The organism is Phyllobacterium sp. CCNWLW183 (assembly GCF_037203775.1).
Classification (GTDB): domain Bacteria; phylum Pseudomonadota; class Alphaproteobacteria; order Rhizobiales; family Rhizobiaceae; genus Phyllobacterium; species Phyllobacterium ifriqiyense.
In genome coordinates, this window is record NZ_JBBCBN010000005.1 from 136,651 (window position 1) to 161,439 (window position 24,789).

The following is a 24,789-nucleotide window of genomic DNA, read 5'->3' on the forward strand; positions in this document are numbered from 1 at the left end:
CATCATGCGGGCAGCAGCAGTGCAGTCATTTGGCGCAAAGGTGGAACTGATTGACGTTCCAAAGCCGCAACCCGGTAAAGATCAACTTCTGGTCAAAATTTCTGCCGCCGCAATCAATCCATTCGACTGGAAAGTGGCAAACGGAATTCTCAAAGGCAAGGCGCCGCATGTTTTTCCCTTGATCTTGGGCAATGATGCAGCGGGTGTGGTCGAATCCTGCGGTGAGGGCGTTACAGGCTTTGCCACTGGCGATAGAATATTCGGCCAGTTTCTGCATATGCCGCTCGGCGAGGGCCCTTATGCGGAATATGCGCGTGTGCCCGCATCGAACCTTTTGATAAAACTGCCAGAGGCCCTCACTGTCTTTCAGGCGGCCGCCCTTCCCACTGCCGGGATGACGGCGCTTCAAATGGTCGAAAATCTTGATCTGCCAAAGGGCGCAACCATCCTCATTGTCGGCGCTACAGGCGGCGTTGGATCATTTGCCGTGCAATTGGCGGTGGCTCGCGGCCTGAAAGTCATTGCGACCGCCCGCCCTGCAAAAGCCGCCGCCATGATTAAGCTCGGTGCCATTGCCACGATTGACCACACTGCTTCGCCTGCTAGCGAACAGCTACATAAGCTCTATCCAGGCGGCATTGACGGCTTGATCGACCTGATGAGCAATGCTGCGGAGTTTTCCGCGCTTTCAGCACAGGTCAAACAGGGCGGAACCGCCTATACAACAGCCTTTGTGGCCGATGATGAAGAGTTGCAAAAGCGCTCGCTCAAGGGCGGCAATTTTGAACTGTCCGCCGATCAAGCCCTTCTGGAGCGCCTTGTCGATCATGTGGTTGCAGGCCGCGTGGTCGTGCCGGTTGATCAGATCATTTCACTGGACGAAGTACCGGAAAATATCGAACAGAGCCGCGCGGGCCGCTCTGCCGGTAAAACGCTCATCAAGTTCGATTGACGTCTAAAGTCTTTGATGAAGATAGGCGCGGGGCGGCGTTCCAAGCATCCGCTTGAACATCGTTGTGAATGCCGGGACGCTGTCATAGCCGAGATCAAGCGCAACACTTGTCACCTGTTCACCCGCTGTCAGTCGTGGCAAGGCGGCAAGCAGACATGCCTGCTGACGCCAGGTGGAAAGACTCAAACCCGTTTCCCGCTTGAATATGCGGGTAAATGTGCGCCTGCTCATGCCAAGCTCATCGGCCCAATGATCAATATTCGTATGCGGCGATGGGCTTTTGAGAAAATCATGACAAAGCGCTGCCAGGCGGCGATCATCTGGAAAGGGGAGACCCAGCGGCCGTTCGGGTAGATTTGGAATCTCGTGCAATAGCAAGCCCATGACAAACGCTGCCCGCGTATTGGCAGTGGCATCCGCTGGCAGGTTAACGGCCTCCCGGATCAAGCTGTCCATCAGCGGCGTCAGCCCCACCACATGGAGGTGCCCTTTCAATCCATCCACAGCCTCTGGCCGCACATAGATCGACTGCATGGAAACATCACCAAACATGTCGACGGCATGTTCAATCCCTGCAGGCAACCACAAGGCATGATGTGGAGGAACCATCCACCGCCCGAACTTGGTTGTGACCATCGCCACACCCGCTATAGCGTGCAACAATTGCGACTGGTTGTGATAATGACGCGCGATATGATGTCCCGCCGGATAGGCTGTTGCAAGTGCAAGAACATCGCCTTCCGCCTGATCCAGCCACGTCAACCGGAGCTGGTGCAGGTTCTCCAGCTCCATTCCGGCAGAGTTCGTACCCGGGAAGGTTTTGTAACGCATGGATTTGGCCCACTTACGAAAGAAGCAGACCAAACCATGAAAACGAGGCTGGCTCAACTGCTAAAGGCTTGCCGATCCTGGAGCATGCTTGTCGAACCCCTGCAAGCCGCCCGTTTCACATAGGATCGACAAAAGTCACTTTTCCGGCAGCTTTTTGCCGCGTCTTCAGCCAGTAGCCAAAGAGAGCGGCCGTGACAAAGGCGATCAGCCCATAAATTGCTGCGGGGACAGCCATTGTAGGATTGTTGAGGAGAAACGGGCTGAGCGCTATGGCGATGGCAAGCGTGCCGTTGTGAATACCGATCTCCATGCCGATTGCGGTCGACTGGCGGTTATCGATACCAACTGCCAGTGGCACGAAATAACCAATAGCGAGACTGACCAGATTGAATGTCAAAGTCGCGAGTCCGACTATCGGTGCCCAAATCTGGAGTGTTTCCCATTCCTGCACAAGCGCGACCAACACGACCATCATCAGAAATACCAGAGACAATATCTTGACGGGCCGCGCCATATTGTCGGCAAAAGCAGGAAAGCGGTGGCGTATCCACATACCAATGATCACCGGCCCGAGCACAATAATGAATACTTGCATCACTTTGGTAAACTGCAGCGGGATCGCTTGCCCTTCTGAGAAAAAATGCGCCAGCGACCAATTTACGATCAGCGGCAGAGTTATGATCGAAAGTGCGGAATTGATTGCAGTAAGAGAGATATTCAGCGCAACGTCCCCGTCAGCAAGATGGCTATAGAGATTGGCGGACGTGCCACCGGGGCTGGCTGCCAGAAGCATCATTCCGACGGCAAGCGCCGGTTCAAGATTGAATAGATAAATAATCGCAACACAGGCCAAAGGCAGAATGAATGTCTGGCAGACAAGTGCTACCAGAACCGCTTTGGGTGCCTTGAGCACCTTTTGAAAATCTTTCAAGGTCAAGGCCAGCCCAAGACCAAGCATGATAATGCCCAGCGACACAGGCAGGAATATTGTCAACGCAAGACTATTTTCCATAGTTCCCCCTCACATATGTTTCCCGAGCACCTGATATGCTTCAGGAAAGAACGTTCATCACTCCCCAATGAACGACCCCCACTCAACGTTATATTTATTTCGATTTCAATGAGACTAAAGTCCAGTGGTCGTAGATAGGCTGTATCCAGTCGAAATATCGCACGACCATGTACATTTGGCCCACCTGCGAAAGAAATGGACCAAACCACGAAAGCAGGTTCCATGCAATTTCTGTATGAGGATGAGCTGAGCGTCGCAACCTCGCTTATCCGCTCATAGTTGATGGACCAGTTTAATGACCGATACAGCCATGCCCGCGCAGCGTTCCGCTGCCGAAACAACCGTCTTCGCTATTATATTCGCCGTCAGCTTCTGTCATCTGCTCAATGATATGATGCAGTCGCTACTTGCGGCCATCTATCCGATGCTGAAAGAGAATTATGGCCTGAATTTCAAGCAGATCGGCATTCTGACCCTTATTTTTCAAGGGACTGCCTCCCTGCTTCAGCCTCTTGTGGGAACCTATACGGATAAGCGCCCCATGCCCTATTCACTGCCGGTCGGCATGGCCTTTTCACTGGCGGGTCTTGCCACGCTTTCGTTCGCCACCCATTATGCAATGCTGCTTGTCGGGGCCGCCTTGATTGGCATAGGCTCTTCCATATTCCACCCGGAATCCTCGCGCGTTGCCCGGCTTGCTTCCGGAGGCCGGCACGGGCTTGCCCAGTCGCTTTTTCAAGTTGGTGGAAATTTCGGCACAGCCCTTGGCCCATTGCTGGCAGGCTTTATCGTTTTGCCCTATGGCCAAAAGAGCATTATCTGGTTCTCGGCCGCTGCACTGCTTGGCATGATCATTCTTTATCGTGTGGGTAGCTGGTATCAGGATTACCGTGTTGCCAATGCCAAGAAAACCCAGCCAAGAAAGATCGTGAACCTCACGCGCGGCAAGATCATGATGTCGCTGTTCATCTTGACCCTGCTGGTCTTCACCAAGAATATTTATATGGTCAGCATTTCCAGCTATTACACTTTCTACGTCATTCACAAGTTCCAGATTACGGTGCAGCAGTCTCAGATGATGCTGTTCCTGTTCCTTGGTGCAGCCGCTGCCGGGACCATCCTTGGCGGACCTATCGGCGACAGGATTGGCACAAAGGCCGTGATCTGGTTCTCCATTCTCGGTGTTCTGCCATTCACGCTCATGATGCCTTACGCAAACCTGTTCTGGACCGGAGTGCTGACCGTCATCATCGGCTTCGTTCTTTCCTCCGCCTTTTCTGCAATTGTCGTGTTTGCGCAGGAACTGGTGCCCGGACGGGTTGGAATGGTAGCCGGCATCTTCTTCGGCTTTGCTTTCGGCATGGCCGGGCTTGCGGCGGCTGTGCTCGGTTTCGTCGCCGATAATAAGGGCATCGATTTTGTCTATCAGATTTGTGCCTATCTGCCCTTCCTCGGCTTGCTGACCATCTTCCTGCCAAGCATGCGAGAAGTTCGGGGCGAGATTGCAAAAGCCTAAGATCAGGACCTGACAATGCTTAAAAAAGGGGAAGCCTTTGCGTGGCTTCCCCTTTTTGTTTTTGGCTACTGACGCCATTTGTCAGCAGGGTGGTTTGAAATTCCTTTTTCAACACCATATAAGGAACGTCATTTCCTAGATGCTTCACATCAGGCGATCTGATTCATGTGTCAGTGTTCAGATTGCATAAAGTTTCCTTCCGGATACAAATCATGTCATCAGCAATCTCCGTCTCCAGCGTCAACAAGACCTATGAATCCGGGTTTCAGGCGCTGAAAAATATCAATCTTGAAATCCGTCACGGCGAGATCTTTGCCCTGCTTGGGCCAAATGGCGCGGGCAAGACGACGCTGATCAGCATCATCTGCGGTATCGTCAATCCGACATCGGGCACAATTCTCGCCGATGGTCACGACATCATCAAGGAATACAGAGCCTCCCGCACCAAGATCGGCCTTGTGCCGCAGGAGCTGACGACTGATTCCTTTGAAACAGTCTGGGCAACAGTCAGCTTCAGCCGGGGTCTTTTCGGCAAGCCTGCCAATCCGGCGCATATCGAAAAGATCCTGAAAGAATTGTCTCTCTGGGAGAAGAAAGACTCCAAGATCATGACCCTTTCCGGCGGCATGAAGCGCCGCGTCATGATTGCCAAGGCCCTGTCGCATGAGCCGGAAATCCTGTTTCTGGACGAACCGACTGCCGGTGTGGATGTCGAGTTGCGCCGCGATATGTGGAATGTCGTGCGGGCATTGCGGGAGTCGGGTGTCACCATCATTCTGACCACGCATTACATCGAAGAAGCCCAGCAGATGGCCGACCGTATCGGCGTCATCAATCACGGCGAGATTATCCTGATCGAGGAAAAGGATGAGCTGATGCGGTCTTTGGGCAAGAAGCAGCTTCGGCTCCAACTGTCCGAAACGCGTCAGGATATTCCGGAAGCGCTGGAAAAATACGGGCTGGAACTGTCGCAGGATGGCGGCGAACTGGTCTATACCTATGACACGCAGAAAGAGAGGACCGGCATTACTTCATTGCTCAAGGACCTCGACAAGGCATCTGTCCGCTTCAATGACATTCAGACAAAAGAAAGCTCACTTGAAGAAATCTTCGTGAGCCTGGTGAGAGAACGCAAATGAACCTCTATGCGGTCAAAGCAATATATTTGTTCGAAATGCACCGTACATGGCGCACGATCATGCAGAGCGTTATTTCGCCTGTTGTGTCGACCAGCCTGTACTTCGTCGTTTTCGGTTCCGCGATCGGCGGACGTATTCCCGAGATCAGCGGTGTCAGCTATGGCGCATTCATCGTGCCGGGCCTGATCATGCTGTCGCTGCTGACCCAAAGCATTTCCAATGCTTCCTTCGGCATTTATTTTCCGAAATTTGTCGGCACGATCTACGAGCTTTTGTCGGCGCCCGTTTCCTATGTGGAAATTGTCATTGCCTATGTCGGGGCCGCCGCCACGAAATCCATTATCCTCGGCTTGATCATTCTCGCCACAGCAGCGCTGTTCGTTCCGCTGCGCATCGAGCATCCATTCATCATGCTGCTGTTCCTCGTCCTGACGGCGGTGACTTTCAGCATGTTCGGCTTCATCATCGGCATATGGGCGGATGGTTTTGAAAAGCTGCAACTCGTGCCGCTCATGATTGTCACGCCGCTGACCTTCCTTGGGGGCAGCTTCTACTCCATCGACATGCTACCGCCATTCTGGCAGACGGTGACGCTGTTCAACCCGGTTGTCTATCTGATCAGCGGCTTCCGTTGGAGCTTCTATGGTCTGTCCGATGTGCATATCGGCACCAGCCTTGCCATGACTGCCGTATTCCTTGTGGCCTGCATGCTGATACTGCGCTGGATTTTCAAGACAGGATATCGGTTGAAGAGCTGAGGCTAAAGCGCTTGGCGTTTTGATTGAACCAAAACGGTGCTCTAAGGAGACGCAGTGATTTTGCATGAATTTGATGCGTGCTTCGACAAGCTCAGCATGAGGGAGGTAGTGAGTTGCAAAATCTCAGAACTAGCTTCCTGCCAATCTCTAGTTCCTCATGCTGAGCTTGTCGAAGCACGCATTACCAACTTGCCGGTCACTTGGCCTGCCTACTGATCTATGACATGGAGGCAACCCTTGCCTCCATCTACAGCATCCGTTACCAGCCTCCGGTCGAATGTCGCCAGTTGGCCGCCTCGCATACGGGCGAGCGCGAGCAGATAAGTATCCGTAACCTGGCTGAAACTGAGAAGCCTTGTTGGATCAATAAGGTCAGAACTTACAAAGCTTAAATCATCTTGCCAAAAGACGTGTCCGGGCAAAGCTGTCAGGCTGGAAAGTAGCGGCATAACCGCCGCCGGTGTGCCGGGAGAATTCGGATAGCGTGGATTGCCTATGATCCTGAGCACGCCATTTTGAGTCAGCGGAGACGTTGCCCACGACGCTTTGCCTACACGATCAAACCACTCATGTGCTGCATCATGATGGACATGTACCGGGTCGAATAAGGCGATCAGTACATTAACGTCGAGTAGGAACGCCATTATGGCAGCTCATCACGAAGCTGATTTACGAATTCCATTGTTACCGGGGTGTTGTCTTTTATCCGAAGCAGAGGCACGCCATTTCGCTTATCTTTCCCCATACCTGGAGTCTGAAGCGACTGACGAGCCAGCGTCGAAATCACCTCTCCGACAGTCTTGTGCTGCCTTGCCGCCAATCCTTTAGCCGCCGCAAGTACATCATCATCTATTGCCAGTGTCGTTCTCATTTTCGTGCCCTGCATCACGCATCAAACATCTCGCATCAGATATAAGGCATTTGTTTGATTTTTTCAAACAGCAAAGCCAGCACTCAAATATAAAGCGCCTTGGCGGTCATAGGATAGACTCGCTTGCTGCCAAGCATATAGGCGATAATGGCCTGTGCATCGAACAGCCCGTGAAATGGCCGTCCGAGAATATTCATGCCGCCCGTATAGGCGCCGAAAGCCGGCATGATCATGCGGGAGCGATCACTGACGAAACAGCGGCGTTGTACCGCCTGTCCACGGCGCACCACTTTGGCAGCTGGATGCAGGTGCCCGGCGATCTCGCCGGGGCAGGGGCGTTTGGAAGGCTCGTGCCGGAAGATCAGATTACCGAAAGCCAATTCGGTAAATGTTTCACCCGGAAGCTCCGCAGGATGGTCCGGATCATGGTTTCCCGTGATCCATACCCATTCGCGTCCAGCCATCAGTGAACCGAGCTGCGCCGCATATTGCTCCGGCAAGCGCGCAGCCGCCTCTCCATCGTGGAAACTGTCACCAAGGCTGATAACGCTGGCGGGATTGTAGCGCGCGATCACCCGCCCCAAGGCGGCAAGCGTTGTTGCCGTATCATAGGGCGGCAGCATCATGCCGCGGCGCGCAAAGGATGAGCCCTTCTCGAAATGCAAATCCGATACGACAAGAATCCGGTCATCTTCCAGATACATAGCGCCGGAAGGGTCGCAAACGCATCTATGCCCGGCGACAACCATTTCGGCCGCCCCATGCAACATAGTCTTGGTTATTTGCGATACGAGATTCATGAATGGTCCGACATTTCCCGGGTCAATTCTTCGGCGATTTCTTCAAGCAAGGTTTCATGCGCTTCGCCGGGAACACGTTCCTTGCCGATTTCCATCATGACTGGAACGGCCAGCGGCGAAATCTGGTCCAGATCCTTATGGATGATATGGCCTTTGATTCGCCCCAGCATATCGCTGAGGCGGCGAATGTCCAGAAGTCCGGTCGCCGCATCGGCGCGGGTTGCCTGAATGAGAATGTGATCCGGCTCATGCTCCCGCAGCACATCATAAATCAGATCGGTGGAAACCGTCACCTGCCGCCCGGTCTTTTCCTGTCCGGGATGCCGCTTCTCAACGAGGCCGGAAATCAGCGCGCAGTTGCGGAAGGTTCGTTTCAGCATGAAGCTTTCCGACAGCCACGCTTCCAGATCATCGCCCAGCATGTCTTCGTCGAAAAGTTCCGAAAGCGGTAGCTCGCCCTTTTTGAACATGCGGCCCATGTCGCGCAGGCCCCAGATCGACAGCGCATAATCGGTGGCTATAAAGCCGAGTGGCCGCGCCTTTGCCCGCTCCAGCCTGCGCGTTAAAAGCATGCCCAGCGTCTGATGCGCCAGCCTGCCTTCAAAGGCATAGATCACCATATAGGATCGCTCGCCGCGCGGAAATGTTTCCACCAGAAGGCTTCCCGGTTGCGGCAGCACGGATTTTTCCTTCTGGATCCGCAGCCAATCGCTCACCTGATCAGGCAGCGCGCCCCAGCGAGCCGGGTCCGCCAGAATATTGCGCACCTGATCGGCGAGATAAGTGGTCAGCGGAAATTTGCCGCCCGCATAGGAAGGTATCTTTGCGTCAAAACCATCCGCCTTGGACACAATACATTCGTTCTCGCGTATTCCCTCAAACCGCAGCACGCGGCCGGAAAAGAAGAAGGTATCGCCGGGGCTGAGCGCCTCGATAAAATGCTCTTCGACTTTGCCAAGCACCGGCCCGCCGCGCACATTGCTGCCCTTGCCCCGCTGCCGTGTCAGCCGCACATTGAGCGAAGGCGCTTCAATGATTGTGCCGACATTCAAACGGTATTGCTGGGCGACACGCGGATGCGTCACCCGCCATGAGCCATCTGCCGCCTGCCGGATTTTTGCAAAGCGTTCATAGCTTTTCAGCGCATAGCCACCCGTCGCGACAAATTCGATAATCCGGTCAAATGTATCGCGCGGCAAAGCGGCATAGGGCAGGGCGGTGGTGACTTCCGCATAAAGCTCATCCGCCTGAAATGGCTCGGCGCAAGCCATGCCCAGCACATGCTGGGCCAATACGTCCAGTGAGCCTTCGCCCAAGGCTGGCGTATCCTGCGCCCCGATATAATTGGCATCGAGCGCCGCCTGACATTCCATGACTTCGAAGCGATTGGCTGGAACCAGTATCGCCCGCGATGGCTCATCCATCCGGTGATTGGAACGCCCGATCCTTTGCGCAAGGCGACTCGCACCCTTTGGCGCGCCTACATGAATGACCAGATCGACATCACCCCAGTCAATACCAAGATCGAGCGTCGAAGTCGCAACCACGGCGCGCAAGGCATTGGCAGCCATCGCCTGTTCCACCTTGCGCCGCTTGCTTACATCGAGTGAGCCATGATGCAGCGCAATCGCCAGATTATCCTCATTGGCCATCCAAAGATCGTGAAACAAGCGCTCCGCCTGACTGCGCGTATTGACAAAGATCAGCGTCGTGGCGTGCTGTTTGATTGCTTCATATATGCCCGGCAAAGCATAGACCGCCGAATGTCCCGCCCAGGGAACCCGGTCTTCCGTTTGCAAAATGGTGATATGCGGTTTTGCACCGCCTTCAACCTTGACCAGACTTGCCAAGGGCGAGCCATCGGTTTGCGGCACAAGCCAGCCGCGCAATTCATCAGGGTCGGCAACGGTTGCCGACAGGCCTATCGTCTGCAATCCCGGTTGCAGGCGGCGCAATCGCGCCAGTCCCAGCGATAGAAGATGCCCGCGTTTCGATGTTACCAGCGAATGCAATTCATCAAAGATGACATAGCGCAAATCTTCGAAAAACCGCCCTGCATCCTTGGCCGCAATAAGCAGTGCCAATTGCTCCGGCGTCGTCAGCAATATATCGGGCGGCGCCAGCTTCTGCCGCTGGCGCTTATGGCCAGGCGTGTCGCCGGTGCGCGTTTCAAGCCTTATGCCAAGCCCCATTTCTTCGATAGGTTTGGCAAGATTGCGCTGAATATCGACGGCCAGCGCCTTGAGCGGCGAAATATAGAGCGTGTGAATGCCGCGGCTCGCTGCATTGCTTTTGCCGCGCTGGGCTAGATCGACCAGCGAGGGGAGAAAGCCAGCCAGCGTCTTGCCCGCGCCGGTTGGGGCAATCAGCAGGGTCGACTGCCCTGCCTGCGCCGCCTCAAGCAGTTCCAGCTGATGGGCACGCGGCGACCAGCCCTTGGCCTGAAACCAGTTCAGGAAAAGCGGAGGCAAAAGGGCGGAGCCGGTGTCGGCGGTGGGTGCTTTGCTGATTTTCACTGGGGCGAATGTAGTGGTCCGGCATCAAAGCGCCAAGTTTTCTTTTGGCAACAGAGCAGTGCGTGGTTCGACAAGCTCACCATGAGGAAAGTGATTTGATTGCATAGTGCCATCATTGTAGGTTTGGCATCCCTGCCAGTCACTCCCTCCCTCATGGTGAGCTTGTCGAACCACGCACAGAAGCAATGCAAGATCGTCACTTACAAAGATTGCATGGAGCTAAATCCACCCTATGTTCGTTCTATGTTTGGCAAACATGGCACAGAACGGAACATCAGCTTGGTTAAACGACCCGAAGAACTTCTGCGATCCACGCCTGCCGGTCTCTATTCACCAGCCGGTGATTTTTACATTGATCCGATCCGTCCTGTTGAGCGCGCCCTCATAACCCATGGCCATTCCGATCATGCCCGTTCCGGCCATCGCAAGGTCATGGCGACACAACAAACGCTCGATATTATGGCCTTGCGTTATGGGGCGGATTTTGCTGGCGAAACGCAAGCGGCAGAGCTTGGCCAAACCACCGGGCTTAATGGCGTGACTATCAGCTTTCATCCGGCTGGGCATGTGCTGGGTTCTGCGCAAATTGCTGTTGAAAAGGATGGCATGCGCATTGTGGCGTCGGGTGACTACAAGCGAGCCAGCGACCCCACCTGCCTCGGTTTCGAACCCATCGCCTGCGATGTCTTTATCACCGAGGCGACCTTCGCCCTGCCGGTGTTTCGCCACCCGGACAGCCGCGATGAAATGGCAAAGCTGCTCAAATCGGTCGAGCAATTTCCCGAGCGTTCGCATCTTGTCGGTGCCTATGCGCTTGGCAAGGCGCAGCGCGTGATCCGCCTGTTGCGCGATGCCGGATATGACCAGACGATCTATATTCACGGGGCACTGGCCAAGCTTTGCGACTATTATGAAACGCAGGGCATAAAGCTTGGGCCTCTTGCCCCCGCCACACTGGAAAAGGATAGCGCGCCGGACTTTGCCGGAACCATTGTGGTCGGGCCTCCATCGGCCTTTCAGGACAGGTGGGCAAGGCGTTTTCCTGACCCTGTATCCTGTTTTGCCTCCGGCTGGATGCGCATTCGCCAGCGTGCGCGGCAAGGCGGTGTCGAACTCCCGATCATTCTTTCCGATCACTGCGATTGGGATGAGCTGACGCAGACAATCACCGAACTTGATCCGGAGCAGGTCTGGGTCACGCATGGGCGTGAAGAAGCCCTGGTCCGTTGGTGCGATCTGAATGGATATGCAGCCCGACCGCTCCACCTTGTCGGCTATGAAGATGAGGGCGATTGATGGAAGAATTTGCAGCGCTTCTCGACCGGCTTGTATTGACGCCTTCACGCAATGGAAAATTGACCCTGCTTTCCGATTATTTCCGCGATACGCCAGACCCTGATCGCGGTTTGGCACTTGCCGCCATTACCGGCGATCTGAACATCGCCAATGTCAAACCGGCCATGCTGCGCACTCTCATCGCAGAGCGCATGGATGAACAGCTTTTCGCCTATTCTTATGATTATGTTGGTGATCTTGCCGAGACTATTTCGCTCGTCTGGTCCGCTGACGAGCCTTTACGTTCCAACAGTGTGCCAACACTTGGCGATGTGGTGACGGCTCTTGAGCGTGCCTCGCGCAGCGATGCCGTCCGCATGGTGGAAAAATGGCTGGATCAGCTTGATGCATCGGCGCGCTACGCATTGTTGAAACTGGTAACAGGCGGCATGCGCATTGGTGTTTCGGCCCGTCTGGCAAAGCAGGCTCTGGCCCAGTTCGGGCAAGTGGATGTCACCGAGATCGAAGAGCTATGGCATGGGCTGACCCCGCCCTATCAACCGCTCTTTGCCTGGTTGGAAAAGAGCGCGGACAAGCCCGAAAGCCTCAGCGCTGCACCATTCCGCCCCGTCATGCTGTCGACGCCTTTGGAGGAGCCCGATTACTCACGCATCAATGCCAGAGAATATGTTGCCGAGTGGAAATGGGACGGGATCAGGGTTCAGCTGACTTCCGAGCGGGGGCAGCGCCGCATCTACTCGCGCACCGGTGACGACATTTCCCACGCCTTTCCCGATATTGCCGACTATATGACATTTGAAGGCACGCTTGATGGCGAGTTGCTGGTGGCGCGAAGCGGAGACAATGAAATGGAGATCGGCGCATTTGGCGATCTCCAGCAACGGCTCAACCGAAAGACGGTTTCAGCCAAGCAGCTTGAAAGTCATCCTGCCTTTGTCAGGCTCTATGATTTGCTTGTGGATGGCGGGGATGACATTCGCACCTTGCCATTCATCGAGCGGCGCACGCGGCTTGAAGCTTTCGCCAAGCAGCTTGAGCCGACGCGGTTCGATCTTTCGCCACTCATCGCCTACGATCATTTTGACGATCTGGTGGAACTGCGCAAGACACCGCCGCATCCCATCATTGAAGGGCTCATGTTGAAACAACGCTCTTCCACCTACGTGCCCGGACGGCCAAAAGGCCCCTGGTTCAAGTGGAAGCGTGATCCATTCATCATTGATGCGGTCCTGGTCTATGCGCAGCGCGGCCACGGTAAAAGGTCGAGCTATTACTCCGACTATACATTTGCAGTCTGGACCGGACCTGAAACAGAGCCGCATCTGGTGCCGGTGGGCAAAGCCTATTTCGGCTTCACCGATGAAGAGTTGAAACAACTTGACGCTTTCGTGCGCAACAACACAACGGAACGCTTTGGGCCGGTTCGCTCGGTGCGTGCCGAACCCCAGCACGGTCTGGTGCTGGAGGTTGCTTTTGAAGGGCTTAACCGTTCCAAGCGGCACAAGTCTGGCGTCGCCATGCGCTTCCCGCGCATATCGCGCCTGCGATGGGACAAGCCGCCCATCGAGGCGGACCGGCTGGAAACGCTTGAAGCAATGCTGCGCGACGCGCAGGCAACAGAATGACCTTGCCTTCGCCATGCGTTCAAGGCAATCAACCCTATTGTGGGATCACCATGACAAAGTCGCAGAATGATCTATGAACCGTAGCGCAACCGAAAACCCGGTCATCGTCCTGTTCCGCCATGATTTGCGCCTGGCGGATAATCGCGCGCTTTATGCTGCCTCCCAGACCGGAAAGCCTGTCATTCCGGTCTTTGTCCTGGACGAGGAGACTGCCAGCTCTACGAGATTTCTGGGCGGGGCGCGGCAATGGTGGCTGCACCACTCGCTCACATCGCTCGACAAATCCTTCCGTGCAATCGGTGTAAAGCTGATCCTGCAAAAAGGCCGGACTCAAGCCATTGTCGATGAGCTTATTAGCCAGACCAAGGCTGATATGGTCCTGTGGAACCGCCGATATGATCCGGCAGGAATCGAGACTGATACGGCGCTCAAAGCGCGATTGCTCGAAAGAGGCTTGAGAGCAGAGAGCTTTGACGGGCATTTGCTGCATGAGCCCTATTCGCTCAAAACAGGAGCGGGCGGATATTACCGCGTTTTCACGCCGTTCTGGCGCGCATTTCTAGGCGGCCCGGAGCCGCGCGATCCGGTTCCCGCACCGGCAAAGCTGAAGCCATGGATTGGCGAGATTGCTTCCGCCGATCTTCGCGACTGGCGCCTGCTGCCAGAAAAGCCGGATTGGGCAAAGGCGTTTCATCATGATTGGACGCCCGGCGAGGAGGGGGCGAAGCAAAAGCTGGCGGATTTTCTGGAGGATAGGGCGGCGTCTTACAAAAATGACCGGGATTTGCCCGGCAGAGAGGGCACTTCGCGCCTGTCGCCACATCTTGCCCATGGTGAAATCACGCCATTTCAGATCTGGCATGCATCAAAATCACCGGCAATAAAGGACCAAAATGCCGGACTCGACACATTCCGCAAAGAAGTGGGATGGCGGGAATTTTCCTATCATCTCCTCTTCAACAACCCAAAGTTGCATGAGGATAATTTCAACGAAAGCTTCGATAGTTTTGAGTGGAGCAGCAGCGCCAGAAATTTTAATGCCTGGAAAACCGGCAGGACCGGCTATCCCATTGTCGATGCCGGCATGCGCCAGCTTTGGCAGACCGGCTGGATGCATAACCGGGTGCGGATGATCGTGGCGTCGTTCCTGATTAAGCACCTGCTGATCGATTGGCGGGAAGGGGAGAAATGGTTCTGGGATACGCTTGTCGATGCCGATCCGGCCAGCAATGCCGCGAGCTGGCAATGGGTTGCAGGATCGGGTGCGGATGCTTCACCCTATTTCCGTATCTTCAATCCCATCCTTCAAGGCGAAAAATTCGATCCAAAGGGAAATTATGTCCGGCAGTTTGTTCCGGAGCTTAAAGATCTGCCGGATAAATATTTGCACAAACCATGGACCGCACCGGCTGTCGTCCTGAACTCGGCAAATATCGAACTCGACAAAGACTATCCCGGCCCGATTGTGGAGCATGGCGCAGCGCGAAAACGCGCTCTGGAAGCCTATTCACGCACACGCTGACGGGTTTTCCACATAAACGAAAAAAAATATTGCAGGGTCAATATTGGCGCATCAGCACGCAAAAATGGCGTAAAATGGCCCTTGGGTCCATATAGTGCAATATTTTTTGACGCCCCCGTAACTCTTATTAAACTAAAATATTACGTCGAAACTATTAGAGCCTCCTTGCTTTGCGGCAAATTTTGGCATTTGTTCAGCTCTTCACAATTCTCTTAGAGGGGAAGGAACAAGAAATGACCCTAATGAAACTTAATTTCCGCACCGCGCTGCTGCTCGGATCACTCATGCTCGGCGCCAGCCCGGCCCTGGCGGAAGCTGTGCTCCATCGCGGCAATAGCGGCGAGCCACAGACACTCGACCAGTCCCAAACCTCGATTGATATCGAAGCATTCATCGTGAAAGATCTCTATGAAGGTCTCACAGTCTATGATGCCGATGGCAAGATTGTTCCCGGTGCCGCAGAAAGCTGGACCGTTTCCGATGATGGTCTCGTCTACACATTCAAGCTTCGCGCCGATGCAAAATGGTCCGATGGCTCGCCGGTAACGGCTGAAGACTTCGTATTCTCCATGCGACGTGTCGAAGACCCCAAGACTGCTGCTGGCTATGCCAATATCCTCTATCCGATCAAGAATGCGCAGAAGGTCAATAAGGGCGAAGCAAAGCTTGAAGAGCTTGGCGTAAAATCCGTTGATGAAAAGACGCTGGAAATCACCCTCGAACAGCCAACGCCTTTCTTCATCGAGCTCTTGTCGCATCAGACAGCGCTGCCAATCAACAAGGCGAGCTTCGAGAAGAACGGGGCTGAATTCGTCAAGCCCGGCAAATTGGTCGGCAATGGCGCATTCAAGCTCACCGAACATGTGCCGAATGATCATCTGACCGTCGTCAAGAACGAGAATTATTGGGACGCCGCCAATGTCAAACTGGATAAGGTGATCTTCTATCCAATCGACGATCAGGCAGCCAATGTCCGTCGTTATGAGGCGGGTGAACTCGATCTCGTTTACAACTTCTCATCCGATCAGATTGACCGCCTGCGCGCCGCAAATCCGAAGCAGGTTCATGTCACTCCGGCAGCTGCAACCTATTACTACCCATTCGACACACGCACAGAGCCATTCAATGACGTCCGCGTCCGCCGCGCTTTGTCCATGTCTGTCGATCGTGACTTCCTTGCCAACGAAATTTACGATGGCACAAAATTGCCGGTCTACTCGCTCGTTCCTCCGGGCCTTGAATCCTATGGCGATCCCGAGAAGCCAGATTTTGCCGGCCTTTCGCAACTTGATCGCGAAGACAAGGCTGTCGAGCTGATGAAAGAGGCGGGCTATGGCGAAGGCGGTAAGCCGCTCAACATCGAACTCCGCTACAACACCAATCCAAACCATGAGCGTGTTGCAACAGCCGTGGCCGATATGTGGAAAAAGACTTTCGGCGCAACCGTAACGCTGATGAATCTCGATATTTCATCGCATTACGCCTATCTGCAGGAAGGCGGCAAGTTTAACGTCGCCCGTGCAGGCTGGACCGCCGACTATGCGGATGCCGAAAACTTCCTCAATCTGAACGTCAGCACCAACAAGACCTTCAATTACGGACATTATGAAAATCCGGAATTTGATGCACTGATGAAGAAGTCCTATGCGGAACGTGACCCTGCTGCGCGCTCCAAGATCCTGCACGAAGCTGAAGCATTGATCGCACGCGATCAACCGATTGCTCCCTTGATGAACGATGCCAATCTCTGGCTCGTTGCCGACAAGGTCAAGGGTTGGGGCGACAACCCCAACAATGAACATCTGAGCAAATATCTGAGCATCGCAGAATAAGGAAAGCCTGAATGTGGGTGGCCGCCGGTCACCCACATTCCGCTTACCGATGTCCCGTGCCAAATTTACAAAACTCAAATCCACATGATTTTGGACGCCACCTCATTTCACATGAGGATTGGCAAAGGCTCTATGCATGGTTCGCCCTTCGACAAGCTCACTTTGCAGGTGGCGGTCTGGCATTAAAACCTCTGCAAAGGTGCTGTGCGTGGTTCGACAAGCTCACCATGAGGAAGATTGTGAGCTGCAATGATAATTGCGACATTGCAAATCTGCGCTCGTGCAGTCCTCAACCTCCCTCATGGTGAGCTTGTCGAACCACGCACCAAGAACCAGGCTCAGCCAAAGCACTGTAGAATTTGGGCAGAAATAGGAGTTTTCATAAGATGTACTTTTCAAAGTTCACTTTAACAACAGCAGTCGCTGCCTCGCTGCTTTTGGGCGCTGCTCCGGCACTGGCGGAAGCTGTCCTGCACCGTGGCAATAGCGGCGAGCCGCAGACACTTGATCCCTCGCAGACTTCTCTGGAGATCGAGGCGTTCATTCTGAAAGATTTGTATGAAGGACTGACGATCTATGATGCGGCGGGCGATATCGTCCCCGGCGCAGCCGAAAGCTGGACGGTTTCCGATGACGGCACTGTCTATACATTCAAGATCAACCCTAAAGCCAACTGGTCCGATGGGTCGCCTGTCACTGCCGAGGATTTCATATTCTCGTTCCGGCGCGTGGAAGATCCCAAAACAGCAGCCGGCTATTCCAATATTCTTTATCCGATCAAGAATGCCGAGAAGGTGAACAAGGGTGAGGCCAAGCTTGAAGATCTGGGCATGAAGGCACTCGATGCCAAAACCCTGGAAATAACGCTCGAACGCCCGACGCCTTTCTTCCTTCAGCTACTGGCGCATCAGACCGCCCTGCCGGTCAATAAGGCAAGCCTTGAGAAGAATGGTGCCGAGTTCATCAAACCCGGCAAGCTGGTTTCCAACGGCGCTTTTGAACTGGCCGAGCATGTGCAGAACGATCATCTGACGGCTGTCAAAAATCCGGATTATTGGGACGCCGCCAATGTAAAGCTGGATAAGGTTATCTTCTATCCGACTGAAGATCAGGCAGCGGCAGTCCGCCGTTTTGAAGCTGGTGAAATTCAGCTGGTCTATAATTTCTCGGCAGACCAGATCGAGCGCCTGCGCGCCTCATATGGGGATCAGGTCCATGTGAATCCGGCATTGTCTACCTATTTCTACTCATTTGATACACGCGTAGAACCGTTCAACGACGTCCGCGTCCGGCGCGCGCTTTCCATGGCAATTGATCGCGACTTCCTCTCGCGGGAAATCTACAAGGGTGCGCAGCTACCAGCCTACTCATTGGTCCCTCTCGGTATAACCAATTATGGCAAACCGGAAGAGCCAGACTTTGCCACGTGGACCCAGATCGATCGCGAAGACAAAGCTATCGAACTGATGAAGGAAGCCGGTTACGGCAAAGACGGCAAGCAGCTCGAAATCGAGATCAGATACAATACAAACCCCAACCACGAAGCTGTGGCCACCGCCGTCGCCGATATGTGGAAAACGGTCTTCGGCGCCAAGGTCACTCTCTCGCAGATCGATATCAGCGCCCATTACGCCTATCTGAAGGAAGGCGGAAAATTCAATGTGGCGCGTGCAGGTTGGACAGCCGATTATGCGGACGCGGAAAACTTCATGACAATCAACATGAAGAAAAATCCGACCTTTAATTACGGCCGGTATGACAATCCCGAATATGATGCTTTGGTCGAAAAATCCTACACCGAGAAAGATCCGGCCGCCCGTTCCAAGCTTTTGCATGAAGCCGAAGCCATGGTTTTGCGTGACCAGCCGATTGCACCCATGATGAATTTTGGACAGCTCTGGCTTGTGTCGAACAAGGTCAAGGGCTGGGTGGATAACGGATCGAACGACCATCTCAGCAAATATTTTAGCGTCACGGAATAAGACCTTGAGGCGCGATCCGGTTTACGGATTGCGCCCATGATTGGAGAGTAGCCCATGTTCCATTTCATCCTTCGCCGACTGGCGAGCGCGGTGCCGACATTGTTCATTGTCGTCACCATTTCGTTTTTCCTCATGCGCTTTGCGCCCGGAGGGCCCTTCAATCTTGAGCGGCCATTGCCACCGGCGACGATGGAAAATCTCATGAAGGCCTATCATCTTGATCAGCCTCTATGGAACCAGTATCTCAACTATCTGAAGAACGCCGTTACCGGCGATTTCGGGCCGAGTTATATTTACAAGGACAATACGATTGCCGAACTCATCGGCAAAGGCCTGCCCTATTCGGTCAAGCTGGGCAGTTTTGCCCTTCTGTTCGCGCTCATCGGCGGCGTGCTTGTCGGCACCCTTGCAGCACTCCGGCAAAACTCATTTTTTGACTTCTTGACCATGTCGGTCGCGACGACCGGTGTTACGGTTCCGAACTTCGTTGTCGGCCCGGTTCTTCTGCTGATTTTTTCACTGACATTCTCGCTTTTACCCGGAGGAGGGTGGGGAGACGGCTCTTGGCCGTTTTTGATATTGCCCGTCATAACGCTTGGGCTTCCGCAGCTGGCCGTTTTTGCACGGTTGACGCGCGGGTCCATGATTGAGGCGCTGCATGCCGACCATATTCGAACGGCCAAGGCTTATGGATTGCCCTCCCGCTCTGTTGTGATCACCCATGCCATGCGGGGTGCTCTTCTCCCCGTGGTTTCCTATCTGGCACCCTGTGCTGCCGCGCTTCTCACAGGTTCCGCTGTCGTGGAGAGCATTTTCACAATACCCGGTGTCGGACGTTATTTCGTCCTCGGCGCCATTAATCGTGACTACACATTGGTGATGGGAACCGTCGTCCTCGTCGCCATTTTTGTCATCGTATTCAATCTAGTGGTCGATATTCTCTACGGCCTTCTCGATCCGAGGGTTCGTCATGACTGATATTCCTGCAACAATTATTCCACCGGAAGAATCCAAAGGCCGCAGTCTTTTCCAGCTGGCTGCCATTCGCTTCCGCCGCAATAAAGCAGCAATGACGGGCAGTATTCTGCTGTTCCTGATCACTGTTTTCTCGTTCCTGGGGCCCTATGTCATCAGCCATAGCTATGATCAGGTGTTCTCATCCTATGTCACGGTGCCACCCAGCATCGAGCCGCTTCCCAAGGCGGATAGTCTTGGTGAAGTGATGAAAGGCGTCGCCGACCGCGCCAGAGTTGAGTTGCGCGAATTTGCCGTGGACGGCAACACATTCACCGCAACCATTCATTCCGACAAGCCGATTGACCCGCGTTCAACGCGCTATTTCGATCGCGCCAATGAATTCGACAATACACAGGTTGCGGCCACGGAAGATGGTGGCGCAACTCTGAAATTGACGGGCGATGTCAATCGCGAATATTTCCCGTTTGGTACTGATAATAACGGGCGCGACCTGCTTGCCCGTGTCATGCTTGGCGGCCAGATATCCCTTGCTGTCGGCTTTTTGGCCAGCCTCGTTTCGCTGGCTGTCGGTGTTACATATGGTGCCATATCGGGTTATCTTGGCGGGCGTGTCGACAATGTCATGATGCGCCTTGTCGAAATTCTCTATTCACTGCCCTTCGTATTTCTTGTCGTTGTCCTCGTCGTGTTCTTCGGGCGAAGCTTTATTCTCATCTTCCTCGTCATTGGTGCCGTTGAGTGGCTGGACATGGCGCGTATCGTGCGTGGCCAGACCCTGGCCTTGAAACGCCGCGAATTCATCGGCGCTGCACAGGCATTGGGCTTGACTGACTGGCAGATTATCCGTCGTCACATCATTCCAAATACGATTGGTCCCGTCATTGTGTTCGTCACAGTGGTTGTGCCGAAGGTCATTCTTTTGGAAAGCTTTCTGTCGTTCCTCGGCCTTGGCGTTCAAGCGCCTTTGACAAGCTGGGGCGCTTTGATTTCCGAAGGAGCCAACAAAATGCAGTCTGCACCCTGGCTGCTGATTTTCCCCGCCATCTTCTTTGTCGTCACACTGTTCTCGCTGAACTTCATCGGCGATGGGCTGCGCGATGCACTCGATCCGAAGGACCGCTGAGATGACGGACAAGAATGAAACCATATTGTCCGTTCGCGGACTGAAAGTAGACTTCACAACACCGGATGGTGACGTGAATGCCGTCAAGGGCATTGACCTTGACGTGAAGGCCGGAGAAACGCTTGCCGTCGTCGGTGAGTCAGGTTCCGGAAAAAGCCAGACCATGATGGGTATCATGGGATTGCTTGCAGCCAATGGCAAAGTCACCGGCTCCGCCGAATATCGCGGCAAGCAATTGATCGGGCTTCCTGTCAAGCAACTCAATACCGTCCGCGGCTCAAAGATCACGATGATCTTTCAGGAACCCATGACCTCGCTTGATCCGCTTTATACGATTGGGCGGCAGATTGCCGAGCCTATCGTTCACCACAAGGGTCTCAGCTTCAAACAGGCTAAGGTGCGTGTGCTGGAATTGCTCAAGCTTGTCGGCATTCCGGAACCTGAGCGGCGCATCAATTCTTATCCGCATGAAATGTCGGGTGGCCAGCGCCAGCGCGTTATGATTGCCATGGCGCTTGCCAATGAGCCCGATCTTCTGATCGCCGACGAACCCACAACTGCGCTCGACGTTACCATTCAAGCGCAAATATTGGATCTGCTGCGCGACCTGCAAAAGCGGTTTGGCATGGCCATCGTGCTCATCACCCACGATCTTGGCATTGTGAAACATTTTGCCGAAACTGTGGTTGTGATGCGCAAAGGTGAAGTGGTCGAAAGAGGCACTGTCGAGCAAATCTTCGAACGGCCGCAGGAAGACTATACCAAAATGCTTCTGGACGCTGTTCCCAGCGGTAGCAAGGCTCCTCCGGCGGAAACTGCTCCTGTCGTGCTTGAAGGGCGCAATGTTTCCGTCGACTTCAGAATAGGTGGAGGGTTCCTTACCAGTGCCCACACGCTTTTCCGTGCTGTTGATGGCGTGACTATCCGTCTTCAGGAAGGCCAGACAATCGGCATCGTGGGGGAATCCGGATCGGGCAAATCGACCTTGGGTCGGGCTCTGCTGCGTCTCTTGCCGAGCAGTGGCCACTATCATTTCGCCGACAAGAATATTTCGAGCTTTGGCCGGTCCGCCATGCGGCCATTGCGCAAACAGTTGCAATTGGTATTCCAGGACCCTTACGGCTCGCTTTCGCCGCGGCAGACTGTTGGCGAAATCATCACAGAGGGGCTGCTCATCCATGAGCCGCAACTAAGCCGATCAGACCGTGACAAACGGGCGGTTGCCGCCTTGAAGGAAGTTGGGTTGGATCCCGCTGCCCGCAACCGTTATCCGCACGAATTTTCCGGTGGGCAACGGCAACGCATCGCCATTGCCCGCGCTATCATTTTGAAGCCGAAGGTTGTTATCCTCGATGAACCGACATCCGCGCTGGATCGCTCGGTGCAGGGACAGGTTATCGAACTATTGCGTGATCTTCAGTCAAAGCACGGCCTGTCCTATATTTTCATCAGCCATGATCTGGCGGTCATCAAAGCCATGTCCGATTATGTGGTGGTGATGAAGAACGGCAAAATCGTCGAAGAAGGTCAGACCGAAGACATATTTGAAAGCCCGCATCATGAATATACAAAGACGCTCATTGGTGCTGCTTTCGATCTCGATTAACCGGGGGCAAAACCGGGTGTGATCCAGCTTCACACAGGACAGGCACGGGAAAAAATCGAAGCGATTTTCCGTGCCTACCTGGAAAACCACAAAAAGGCAGGAGTTCTTCCCGACTTTATTTGAACTGGGAAGACTTTTTCCGCAAAAGGGCGGAATTTTGCTGAAGAATCGTCGATTTTTACCCAAAAAATACAACCTACGCATGCAATTTAGTTGTTGTCGGTTGAATGATGCCCGATCTGGATATTGAAGCTTTCTGAAAGCGCCCGCTTGTACCCGCAAGCGGGCGCTTTGCATTTGCCGCCCTGGTTATGCGGAAAACTCATCACCTTGTCGCTGGACTAACTTTTAAGGCTGCTCACCCAATTCACCCGAGGAGCACAGGCAAGTCCCACAGGCTTCCTGACATTCCTGTTTGACTCCCGGTTTCTTTCGTGCTCAATTGGCACAATGGTCCAACCAATTTAGAAAGAGCGTCGCTTGATCAGCCAGATCCTTTCTCCAGTTCAGACATCTTCGCGGGACGATGCGGTTTTGCAGGCGCTTGTTGGATTTGTGACGGATGAGGGGCTTGTGCCAGGCGACCGTTTACCGACGGAACGTGTCCTTGCCGAGCGCTTGAAGGTGAGCAGGACAACTGTCCGCGAAGCGCTCACCCGCTGGCAGGAATTGGGCCTCGTGGAGCGGCGGCAGGGCAGTGGTACTTATTTGAAGACAGCCGTTACGCGCAATATGCTGCACATGCCGCTTACTCTTGCTTCCGGCAATGATTTCAATAGCTTAATGCATACATTGGAAATTCGCCGGGGTCTTGAAGCTGAGGCAGCGGCTCTATCGGCAGCACGTGTCAGCGATGCGGATATCGCCATGATCGAGCAAAAACTGATCAGGATGGAAGAGGCATTTCATGAACGCCATGGCATGTCCGCCGATGAGGATTGGGACTTCCATCTGGCTGTCTTCCGCACATCTGGCAATCCTTTATTCGAGCAGATTATCGCTGCCATGTATGAAATGTTTCACCGCTTCTGGGAGCATCCGCTGGGCGTTCGCGACTTCGGTCATGCCAGCTTTCCCTACCATCGTACCTTGTTCAATGCGATAGCCGCGCGCGATCCTATTGCTGCCAGAGCAGAGGCACTGAAGTTGATCGCCACAGTCGAGGATGACCTGAAGCGCGGCGCCGCCAACCTGAAAAAACAAACCCAGAAAAACCGAGTTCATATTTAGAATGAATGACAATCCTTTTTTCCACGATCAGGACATGATGGCGCAAGCCGCAACTCTGCTGGCTCATGACGATCCTTTTCCAGGCGGTTCTGTTGTTCCGCCAATCTATCAAACTTCACTTTTCACCTTCACGAATTACGCCGAAATGGCCGATGCTTTCGCCGGTCGCAAGCGCCAACCAATGTATTCCCGCGGCGATAACCCGACTGTCATGGAGTTTGAAAAGAAGATCGCGGCGCTTGAAGGCGCTGAGGCGGCACGGGCTTTTTCCAGTGGAATGGGTGCGATCAGCGCCATGGTTCTTGCCTTCGTCGGCGCAGGCGAACGCATTGTTTCTGTTCGCAATTGTTATGGCGATGCCTACCGTCTGTTCGAACGTCTTCTGCCTCATCTTGGCATCAAGGTAGATTATGTCGATGGCTCCGATCCTGATGCTGTCGCTGCTGCTTTGCCGGGCGCCAAGCTGCTTTATCTGGAAAGTCCAAGTTCCATGATGTTCGAATTGCAGGACATCGCCCATTATGCGCGTCTTGCCAAACAACATGGCGTCGTCACCACAATCGACAATTCCTGGGCAACGCCGCTTTTCCAAAAGCCAATCAGCCATGGCATTGATTTGGTTATGCATTCCGCGTCCAAATATCTGGGCGGACACAGCGATACGGTCGCTGGCATTGTCTCCGGCTCGCAAGAAATGATCGACCGGATCAATGGCCGCACCTACTCTTACCTCGGCGCAAAGCTCTCGCCATTCGAGGCCTGGCTTCTTTTGCGCGGGCTGCGCACGCTGACATTGCGGTTGCCGCATCACATGAAGAGCGGCCTTATAATCGCTGAAAGGCTTAAAGGCCACGGCAATGTCGAGCGGGTCATGCACCCGGTCTATTCCAACCATCCTGGCAAAGCCACGCTTAGCGGTTATTCGGGCCTGTTTTCATTCGAAGTTACAGATGAGATCGATGTGCCCGCCTTTGTCGATGCGTTGAAACTGTTCCGCATCGGCGTCAGCTGGGGCGGTCATGAAAGCCTCGTTGTCCCCGCACTTGCTTCCTTGCAGCAAACGCCGGACGCAAATTCGATCGGGCGCTTCGGTGTCAGCCCCCGAACGATCCGCCTACATGTCGGACTGGAAAATGTTGAGGAACTCTGGGCGGACCTCGCCAACGCATTCACCGCGGCAAAACGCTGAACTTAAAAACA

20 protein-coding genes are annotated in these 24,789 nt (G+C 54.1%); 14 read left to right on the top strand and 6 right to left on the bottom strand.

From position 1 onward, the window contains the following. Positions 1–4: 4 nt before the first annotated feature. Positions 5–952, top strand: coding sequence for an NADP-dependent oxidoreductase (locus tag V9K95_RS13120; RefSeq protein WP_336441954.1), 948 nt, complete (start codon positions 5–7; stop codon positions 950–952). Positions 953–955: 3 nt separating this feature from the next. On the opposite strand, the gene V9K95_RS13125 is transcribed toward V9K95_RS13120, so the two are convergent. Together V9K95_RS13125 and V9K95_RS13130 are read right to left on the bottom strand one after the other, a co-directional pair. Further along, on the bottom strand, positions 956–1,783 hold the full coding sequence (locus V9K95_RS13125; RefSeq protein WP_336441953.1) for an AraC family transcriptional regulator: 828 nt from the start codon (positions 1,781–1,783) through the stop codon (positions 956–958). Between the two features lie 115 nt (positions 1,784–1,898). Continuing rightward, positions 1,899–2,795 (bottom strand): bile acid:sodium symporter family protein, encoded by an 897-nt coding sequence (locus V9K95_RS13130; RefSeq protein WP_336441952.1) that lies wholly within the window; start codon positions 2,793–2,795, stop codon positions 1,899–1,901. Positions 2,796–3,090: 295 nt separating this feature from the next. On the opposite strand from V9K95_RS13130, the gene V9K95_RS13135 reads away from it, so the two are divergent. The 3 genes from V9K95_RS13135 to V9K95_RS13145 all read left to right on the top strand — a co-directional run bounded on the left by V9K95_RS13135 (position 3,091) and on the right by V9K95_RS13145 (position 6,208). Further along, positions 3,091–4,311: an MFS transporter gene (locus tag V9K95_RS13135; protein ID WP_115053703.1), complete on the top strand. Its 1,221-nt coding sequence runs from the start codon at positions 3,091–3,093 to the stop codon at positions 4,309–4,311. 212 nt (positions 4,312–4,523) lie between these two features. Next, positions 4,524–5,450 carry an ABC transporter ATP-binding protein gene (locus tag V9K95_RS13140; protein ID WP_336441951.1) on the top strand — a complete coding sequence of 309 codons (927 nt, stop codon included), beginning with the start codon at positions 4,524–4,526 and terminating at the stop codon, positions 5,448–5,450. Continuing rightward, positions 5,447–6,208, top strand: coding sequence for an ABC transporter permease (locus V9K95_RS13145; RefSeq protein WP_115053701.1), 762 nt, complete (start codon positions 5,447–5,449; stop codon positions 6,206–6,208). The genes V9K95_RS13140 and V9K95_RS13145 overlap by 4 nt, the downstream gene beginning before the upstream one ends. Positions 6,209–6,417: 209 nt before the next feature. Here the strand turns inward: V9K95_RS13145 and V9K95_RS13150 are convergent, their stop codons facing one another. The 4 genes from V9K95_RS13150 to V9K95_RS13165 form a co-directional block, all read right to left on the bottom strand. Next, complete coding sequence (locus V9K95_RS13150; RefSeq protein ID WP_336441950.1) at positions 6,418–6,852, bottom strand: TA system VapC family ribonuclease toxin; 435 nt, start codon at positions 6,850–6,852, stop codon at positions 6,418–6,420. Continuing rightward, positions 6,852–7,079 (bottom strand): CopG family transcriptional regulator, encoded by a 228-nt coding sequence (locus V9K95_RS13155; RefSeq protein WP_115053850.1) that lies wholly within the window; start codon positions 7,077–7,079, stop codon positions 6,852–6,854. The genes V9K95_RS13150 and V9K95_RS13155 overlap by 1 nt, the downstream gene beginning before the upstream one ends. Positions 7,080–7,162: 83 nt before the next feature. Next, positions 7,163–7,879, bottom strand: coding sequence for a ligase-associated DNA damage response endonuclease PdeM (gene pdeM / locus V9K95_RS13160; RefSeq protein ID WP_370878655.1), 717 nt, complete (start codon positions 7,877–7,879; stop codon positions 7,163–7,165). Further along, entirely contained in the window at positions 7,876–10,395 is a 2,520-nt protein-coding gene (locus V9K95_RS13165; protein ID WP_336441948.1) for a ligase-associated DNA damage response DEXH box helicase, read from the bottom strand. The genes pdeM and V9K95_RS13165 overlap by 4 nt, the downstream gene beginning before the upstream one ends. A gap of 243 nt (positions 10,396–10,638) precedes the next feature. On the opposite strand from V9K95_RS13165, the gene V9K95_RS13170 reads away from it, so the two are divergent. The 10 genes from V9K95_RS13170 (at position 10,639) to V9K95_RS13215 (ending at position 24,778) form a co-directional block, all read left to right on the top strand. Then, positions 10,639–11,691, top strand: a complete 1,053-nt coding sequence (locus tag V9K95_RS13170; RefSeq protein ID WP_336442025.1) for a ligase-associated DNA damage response exonuclease — start codon at positions 10,639–10,641, stop codon at positions 11,689–11,691. Then, positions 11,691–13,316, top strand: coding sequence for a cisplatin damage response ATP-dependent DNA ligase (locus tag V9K95_RS13175; protein ID WP_336441947.1), 1,626 nt, complete (start codon positions 11,691–11,693; stop codon positions 13,314–13,316). The genes V9K95_RS13170 and V9K95_RS13175 overlap by 1 nt, the downstream gene beginning before the upstream one ends. A 73-nt stretch (positions 13,317–13,389) precedes the next feature. After that, the gene (locus V9K95_RS13180) at positions 13,390–14,838 is read left to right on the top strand and encodes a cryptochrome/photolyase family protein (protein ID WP_336441946.1); all 1,449 of its coding nucleotides are present in this window, start codon (positions 13,390–13,392) and stop codon (positions 14,836–14,838) included. Between the two features lie 233 nt (positions 14,839–15,071). Beyond that, on the top strand, positions 15,072–16,670 hold the full coding sequence (locus V9K95_RS13185; protein ID WP_115053695.1) for a peptide ABC transporter substrate-binding protein: 1,599 nt from the start codon (positions 15,072–15,074) through the stop codon (positions 16,668–16,670). Positions 16,671–17,056: 386 nt separating this feature from the next. Continuing rightward, the gene (locus V9K95_RS13190; protein WP_336441945.1) at positions 17,057–18,652 is read left to right on the top strand and encodes a peptide ABC transporter substrate-binding protein; all 1,596 of its coding nucleotides are present in this window, start codon (positions 17,057–17,059) and stop codon (positions 18,650–18,652) included. 54 nt (positions 18,653–18,706) lie between these two features. Further along, on the top strand, positions 18,707–19,630 hold the full coding sequence (oppB, locus tag V9K95_RS13195) for an oligopeptide ABC transporter permease OppB (protein WP_115053693.1): 924 nt from the start codon (positions 18,707–18,709) through the stop codon (positions 19,628–19,630). Beyond that, positions 19,623–20,753 (top strand): ABC transporter permease, encoded by a 1,131-nt coding sequence (locus tag V9K95_RS13200; RefSeq protein WP_115053692.1) that lies wholly within the window; start codon positions 19,623–19,625, stop codon positions 20,751–20,753. Before oppB ends, V9K95_RS13200 begins: the two co-directional genes overlap by 8 nt. 1 nt (position 20,754) lies before the next feature. Continuing rightward, positions 20,755–22,359: an ABC transporter ATP-binding protein gene (locus V9K95_RS13205; RefSeq protein WP_336441944.1), complete on the top strand. Its 1,605-nt coding sequence runs from the start codon at positions 20,755–20,757 to the stop codon at positions 22,357–22,359. Positions 22,360–22,839: 480 nt separating this feature from the next. Beyond that, the gene (locus V9K95_RS13210; RefSeq protein WP_442958594.1) at positions 22,840–23,589 is read left to right on the top strand and encodes a FadR/GntR family transcriptional regulator; all 750 of its coding nucleotides are present in this window, start codon (positions 22,840–22,842) and stop codon (positions 23,587–23,589) included. Between the two features lies 1 nt (position 23,590). Continuing rightward, complete coding sequence (locus V9K95_RS13215; RefSeq protein WP_307275293.1) at positions 23,591–24,778, top strand: PLP-dependent transferase; 1,188 nt, start codon at positions 23,591–23,593, stop codon at positions 24,776–24,778. The last annotated feature ends 11 nt before the right edge of the window (positions 24,779–24,789 follow it).